We start from the raw sequence: 5,533 nt of genomic DNA on the forward strand, positions 1-5,533 counted from the left end.
TTGGTTTTGTTTGGAGAGTTTGATCCTGGCTCAGGACGAACGCTGGCGGCGTGCTTAACACATGCAAGTCGAACGGTGAAGGAGCCAGCTTGCTGGTTCTGGATGAGTGGCGAACGGGTGAGTAACACGTGAGTAACCTGCCCCCTTCTTCTGGATAACCGCATGAAAGTGTGGCTAATACGGGATATTCTGGGTCTGTCGCATGGTGGGCTTGGGAAAGATGCGCCTTTGGGTGTTTTTGGTGGGGGATGGGCTCGCGGCCTATCAGCTTGTTGGTGGGGTGATGGCCTACCAAGGCGGTGACGGGTAGCCGGCCTGAGAGGGTGGACGGTCACACTGGGACTGAGACACGGCCCAGACTCCTACGGGAGGCAGCAGTGGGGAATATTGCACAATGGGCGCAAGCCTGATGCAGCGACGCCGCGTGAGGGATGGAGGCCTTCGGGTTGTGAACCTCTTTCGCCAGTGAAGCAGGCCTGCCCCTTGTGGGTGGGTTGACGGTAGCTGGATAAGAAGCGCCGGCTAACTACGTGCCAGCAGCCGCGGTAATACGTAGGGCGCGAGCGTTGTCCGGAATTATTGGGCGTAAAGAGCTCGTAGGCGGCTGGTCGCGTCTGTCGTGAAATCCTCTGGCTTAACTGGGGGCTTGCGGTGGGTACGGGCCGGCTTGAGTGCGGTAGGGGAGACTGGAACTCCTGGTGTAGCGGTGGAATGCGCAGATATCAGGAAGAACACCGGTGGCGAAGGCGGGTCTCTGGGCCGTTACTGACGCTGAGGAGCGAAAGCGTGGGGAGCGAACAGGATTAGATACCCTGGTAGTCCACGCCGTAAACGTTGGGCACTAGGTGTGGGGGGCCTTTTCCGGGTTTTCCGCGCCGTAGCTAACGCATTAAGTGCCCCGCCTGGGGAGTACGGCCGCAAGGCTAAAACTCAAAGGAATTGACGGGGGCCCGCACAAGCGGCGGAGCATGCGGATTAATTCGATGCAACGCGAAGAACCTTACCAAGGCTTGACATGTGCCGGATGGTCCCGGAGACGGGGTTTCCTCCCTTGTGGGGGCTGGTTCACAGGTGGTGCATGGTTGTCGTCAGCTCGTGTCGTGAGATGTTGGGTTAAGTCCCGCAACGAGCGCAACCCTTGTCTCGTGTTGCCAGCACGTTGTGGTGGGGACTCGCGGGAGACTGCCGGGGTCAACTCGGAGGAAGGTGGGGATGACGTCAAATCATCATGCCCCTTATGTCTTGGGCTTCACGCATGCTACAATGGCCGGTACAGAGGGCTGCGATACTGTGAGGTGGAGCGAATCCCTTAAAGCCGGTCTCAGTTCGGATCGGTGTCTGCAACTCGACACCGTGAAGTTGGAGTCGCTAGTAATCGCAGATCAGCAACGCTGCGGTGAATACGTTCTCGGGCCTTGTACACACCGCCCGTCACGTCATGAAAGTCGGCAACACCCGAAGCCCGTGGCCCTATGGGGAGCGGTCGAAGGTGGGGCTGGTGATTGGGACGAAGTCGTAACAAGGTAGCCGTACCGGAAGGTGCGGCTGGATCACCTCCTTTCTAAGGATAGATGTTGTGTGGCACCTGGCCTGGGTGCGTCTTATCCCCTGGTTTTGTTGGGGGGTGGCCTGGGTTGGGTGGCGCATTGGAAGATATGTGGTGGCTGTTGCCCGCCCCCTCCCTTTTGGGTGGGGTGGGTGGGGCTGCTTGTTGGTGTAGGAAACACGCCTTGTTCTGGGGTCGGCCGTGTGGTGGTCTGGTCCCTGGGGTGGGGTGCTCCCGCGTGTGCTTGTCTCTCTGTGTGAGGGGTGGGTGTGTGTGGGGGTGGCATGCTGTCGGGGTTCTGGGGCAGTGCGCCCTGGTTGCCCGACCCGCGGGGTCTGCTGGTGTGTTGCTGGTGGGTCTTGTGGGTGTGGGTGGGTTGGTTGTGAACTGTATAGTGGACGCGAGCATCTTACTGTAAGTGTTTTCTGCGACAAGCATGTGGATGTGCATGGTCTTGTGTGGGTCGTGTGTGTTTGTGTGTTGTTGTGGTTCTTGTTTTGTTGTTTGTTTTTTTGAGCGTTCGGTGGATGCCTTGGCATCAGGGGCCGATGAAGGACGTGGTGGCCTGCGATATTCCTCGGGGAGCCGGCTGGCGGGCTGTGATCCGAGGGTTTCCGAATGGGGGGACCCGGCACGAGTTATGTCGTGTCACCTGCATCTGAATTGTATAGGGTGTGGGGGGTGACGCGGGGAAGTGAAACATCTTAGTACCCGTAGGAGAAGATATTCCGTGAGTAGTGGCGAGCGAAAGCGGATGATGGTTAAACCGTGTGCGTGTGATACTCGGCAGGGGTTGCGTGTGCGGGGTTGTGGGGCTGTGTCGTTGTCTTCTGCCGGAGGCGGGGCGCGTTGATGAGCTGGTAGCCGAAATTGTCTGGGAAGGCGTGGCGTAGTGGGTGATACCCCCGTAGGTGTAACTGGTTTGTGCGTGTCTGGGACAGTGCCCGAGTAGCACGGGGCTCGTGGAATCCTGTGTGAATCTGCCAAGACCACTTGGCTGCCTGAATACCTCCTGATGACCGATAGTGGATAGTACCGTGAGGGAATGGTGAAAAGTACCCCGGGAGGGGAGTGAAATAGTACCTGAAACCGGGCGCTTGCAAGCCGTCAGAGCCTCCATGCGTGTTTGTGTGTGGGGGTGGTGGCGTGCCTTTTGAAGAATGAGCCTGCGAGTCAGTGGCGTGTCGCGAGGTTAACCCGTGTGGGGTAGCCGTAGCGAGAGCGAGTCCGAATAGGGCGAGATTGAGTGGCGCGTTCTGGACCCGAAGCGGGGTGATCTACCCATGGCCAGGTTGAAGCACGTGTAAGAGCGTGTGGAGGACCGAACCCACCTAGGTTGAAAACTGGGGGGATGAGCTGTGGGTAGGGGTGAAAGGCCAATCAAACTCCGTGATAGCTGGTTCTCCCCGAAATGCATTTAGGTGCAGCGTCGCGTGTTGCCCGGCGGAGGTAGAGCTACTGGGTGGCTGATGGGCCCCACAGGGTTACTGACGTCAACCAAACTCCGAATGCCGTACGGGTTATAGCGTGGCAGTGAGACTGCGGGGGATAAGCTCCGTGGTCGAGAGGGAAACAGCCCAGATCGCCGGCTAAGGCCCCTAAGCGTGTGCTAAGTGGGAAAGGATGTGCGGTCGCGCAGACAACCAGGAGGTTGGCTTAGAAGCAGCCATCCTTGAAAGAGTGCGTAATAGCTCACTGGTCAAGTGATCGTGCGCCGACAATGTAGCGGGGCTCAAGCACACCGCCGAAGCCGCGGACCCATGACGTGTTCCCTTCACCGCCCCACTTTGTGGGGGTGGTGGCAGGGGTTGTGGGTGGTAGGGGAGCGTCCTGCACTGGGGGAAGCGTCTGGGTGACTGGGCGTGGACGGTGTGGGAGTGAGAATGCAGGCATGAGTAGCGATACTAGGGTGAGAAGCCCTAGCGCCGAATGACCAAGGGTTCCAGGGCCAGGCTAGTCCGCCCTGGGTGAGTCGGGACCTAAGGCGAGGCCGACAGGCGTAGTCGATGGATGACGGGTTGATATTCCCGTACCGGCGAAGCACCGACCATGCTGACGCGCGGGTGCTAACCCACGCCCAACCACCACGCATGCCCTCAACTCGGGTCTTCGGACCTGGTGGGGGTTGTGGTGGTAGGGGTCTGGGGACCCTCCGTGCAGGTAGGCAAGCGTGTTAACAGGGGTGACGCACAGTGGTAGCCCGGCGGATCTGATGGCTTGGTCCGTTCAAGCGCGCAGCCCGTCCTCCAGGTAAATCCGGAGTGACAGCCCACTAGTGGGCAAGGGTGAGGCGTGATGGTGACCCCACACTGGTGGGGGATAACAGGGTGATCCTAGGGTGCCGAGAAAAGCCTCGACGCGATGGTGCCAGCCGCCCGTACCCGAAACCGACACAGGTGGTCGGGCAGAGTATGCCTAGGCGCACGAGTGAATCATGGTTAAGGAACTCGGCAAAATGCCCCCGTAACTTCGGGAGAAGGGGGGCCCGAACCCTGAAACAGCTAGCCTGTTAGGGGGGTGGGTCGCAGAGACCAGGGGGAAGCGACTGTTTACTAAAAACACAGGTCCGTGCGAAGCCGTAAGGCGATGTATACGGACTGACGCCTGCCCGGTGCTGGAAGGTTAAGAGGAACCATCAACCCCCCATTGGGGGGTGAAGTGGTGAATTTAAGCCCCAGTAAACGGCGGTGGTAACTATAACCATCCTAAGGTAGCGAAATTCCTTGTCGGGTAAGTTCCGACCTGCACGAATGGCGTAACGACTTCCCCGCTGTCTCAACCATGAGCTCGGCGAAATTGCAGTACGAGTAAAGATGCTCGTTTCGCGCAGAAGGACGGAAAGACCCCGGGACCTTTACTACAGCTTGGTATTGGCGCCCGCTATAGCTTGTGCAGGATAGGTGGGAGACTGTGATGCCGCTACGCCAGTAGCGGTGGAGTCGTCCTTGAAATACCACTCTGGTTATGGCGTGCGCCTGAACCTGGGCCCGTGATCCGGGTTAGGGACAGTGCCTGGTGGGTAGTTTAACTGGGGCGGTTGCCTCCTAAAGTGTAACGGAGGCGCTCAAAGGTTCCCTCAGCCTGGTCGGTAACCAGGTGTTGAGTGCAAGTGCACAAGGGAGCTTGACTGTGAGACCGACGGGTCGAGCAGGTACGAAAGTAGGAACTAGTGATCCGGCGATCCCGTGTGGGTGGGTCGTCGCTCAACGGATAAAAGGTACCCCGGGGATAACAGGCTGATCCTGCCCAAGAGTCCATATCGACGGCATGGTTTGGCACCTCGATGTCGGCTCGTCGCATCCTGGGGCTGGAGCAGGTCCCAAGGGTTGGGCTGTTCGCCCATTAAAGCGGTACGCGAGCTGGGTTTAGAACGTCGTGAGACAGTTCGGTCCCTATCCTCTGCGCGCGCAGGAGACTTGAGAAGGCCTGTCCCTAGTACGAGAGGACCGGGACGGACGAACCTCTGGTGTGCCAGTTGTCCCGCCCGGGGCACGGCTGGTTGGCTACGTTCGGGAAGGGTAACCGCTGAAAGCATCTAAGCGGGAAACCATCTTCAAGATAAGGTCTCCACAAGACAGTCATGTCTTGGTAGGCCCCCAGCAGACTACTGGGTTGATAGGCCAGAAGTGGAAGACCGGTAACGGTTGGGAGCTGACTGGTACTAATAGGCCAACACAAACAACAACCCCCCACACCACCAACCCTTTGGTGGTGACAAGCCGGGGCGGTTTCTTCAGTAAGCAACATAAAGCGTCCACTATACGGTCCACAACCAACCCCCCCCAAGGATCAACCAACCACAGCGTGAATAGAGCACACCACAACAGGTGACGATGACGGTACTGCACTGCCTATCCAGTCGTCTCGGTGGTCACAGCGACAGGGACACGCCCGGCACCCATCCCGAACCCGGAAGCTAAGCCTGACAGCGCCGATGGTACTGCACCCGCCAGGGTGCGGGAGAGTAGGACACCACCGAGCACACAC

Annotated in this window: 3 rRNA genes; all 3 read left to right on the forward strand. The window is 58.9% G+C overall.

The features are described 5' to 3' along the window. The first annotated feature begins 7 nt into the window (after positions 1–7). The 3 genes from HCR68_RS13640 (at position 8) to rrf (ending at position 5,527) form a co-directional block, all read left to right on the forward strand. A 16S ribosomal RNA gene (locus tag HCR68_RS13640) occupies positions 8–1,561 on the forward strand. A 483-nt stretch (positions 1,562–2,044) separates the two neighbouring features. Continuing rightward, positions 2,045–5,232, forward strand: a 23S ribosomal RNA gene (locus HCR68_RS13645). Between the two features lie 177 nt (positions 5,233–5,409). Next, positions 5,410–5,527: ribosomal RNA gene (gene rrf / locus HCR68_RS13650) — 5S ribosomal RNA — on the forward strand. Together the 16S, 23S and 5S rRNA genes form the textbook arrangement of a ribosomal RNA operon. Positions 5,528–5,533 lie beyond the last annotated feature (6 nt).

This window comes from Actinomyces sp. ZJ308 (genome assembly GCF_011752065.1).
Lineage (GTDB): Bacteria > Actinomycetota > Actinomycetes > Actinomycetales > Actinomycetaceae > Actinomyces.